The organism is Staphylococcus sp. 510 (assembly GCF_057219715.1).
The window spans coordinates 1-1,442 of the sequence record NZ_JBXVVK010000045.1 but is presented as its reverse complement, the minus strand read 5'-3'; the positions used below and the strand labels follow the sequence as shown (position 1 = coordinate 1,442).

Sequence of the window (1,442 nt, the reverse complement as noted above, 5' to 3'; positions counted from 1 at the left end):
CAAATCACAGGTAAAGCAGAGCCAAACTCAACAGTGACAGTAACATTCCCAGATGGCACAACGGCAACAGGTAAAACAGATGATAACGGTAATTATGTGATTGATATTCCATCTAACGAAGATCTAAAAGGCGGAGAAACATTACCAGTAACATCTACTGATAAAGATGGTAATGAATCAGAACCAGCAACAACAGTAGTAACAGATACAACAGCACCAGAAGCGCCAACTGTAAATCCAGTTCATAAGGGAGATAAAACAATCACAGGTAAAGCGGAACCAGGCTCAACAGTGGCAATAACATTCCCAGATGGTACAACAGCAACAGGTAAAACAGATGAAAACGGTAACTATGTGATTGACATCCCAGCTGGAGAAAATCTAAAAAGTGGAGATCATATTGGCGTTACAGCAACAGATGCTAATGGAAATACGTCTCCATCTACTGATGGAACAGTGATTGATGATGGTAAACCTGTAGATCCAAGTCAACCGACAGACCCAACAGACCCAGGTAAACCAACGGATCCAAGTCATCCAACAGACCCAACAAATCCAGGTGAACCAACGGAACCAAGTCAACCGACAGATCCAACAAATCCAGGTGAACCAACAGAACAAACAACACAAGGTCATGTATCTGGAAATAATGTAACTTCAAATGGTGCTGTACAACAAAGAAACCATGAGACATCATCAACAAACAAAGGTAATAATCATGAAAAAGATCAAAGTGAATTACCTGAAACTGGACAAGATGGTGTGAACAAAGGAACATTATTCGGTACATTATTAGCTGGATTAGGAGCGTTATTCTTATTCTTCAAACGTCGTAGAGAAGATGAAGAGGAAGAGGAAAAATAAAGAGTAAGTCAAAAGAACAAATATAGTTAAAATAAAGACCCATTCCAATATACTGGAATGGGTCTTTTTTATGAAAAAAACCGCTAAATCGAATATCGACTTAACGGAATGAATTAAAATAGTAATGATAGAAGTGCAAGTATTGGTAAAAGCCCTTGTTTAATGATGATGGCTTTTTGACTTGTTAGTGCACCATATATAGCAACAATGATCATATATACAAGAAGACATGTAGTCAATTCTTTAGGATGAGTACTCAAAAAGTAGGCATAGAGAATGAAAATACCAAGTAAACCATTGTAAAGCCCTTGATTCTTCATTAAAGTATTTAGGTTTTTATCTTTTAATGCAGATGTACTCATTTTGAAAGTTTGACTAGTTTTGTTAGATGTGGTTAGTAATGTTTGTAACACCATGATTAATAAGAATTCTATTGCCACAAGTATTACTAAAATAGCAGTGAGTATACTCAATTTAAATCATTCCTTTTTCTCTTTATATTTATAATCAAATAGTAATGTAAATAGATATTAATTACAATACAATATAAATAGATAATTTAATGTCATTTTAGGCAT

At 35.1% G+C, this 1,442-nt stretch carries 2 protein-coding genes; one reads left to right on the top strand and one right to left on the bottom strand.

The window, feature by feature from the left end; all coding sequences use genetic code 11:
• Positions 1-864 (top strand): Ig-like domain-containing protein (locus AC2D8K_RS12555; RefSeq protein WP_484698827.1); only part of this gene is annotated, 864 nt, incomplete at its 5' end.
• Between the two features lie 113 nt (positions 865-977).
• Here the strand turns inward: AC2D8K_RS12555 and AC2D8K_RS12550 are convergent.
• Complete coding sequence (locus tag AC2D8K_RS12550) at positions 978-1,337, bottom strand: DUF1304 domain-containing protein (RefSeq protein ID WP_002451928.1); 360 nt, start codon at positions 1,335-1,337, stop codon at positions 978-980.
• Positions 1,338-1,442 lie beyond the last annotated feature (105 nt).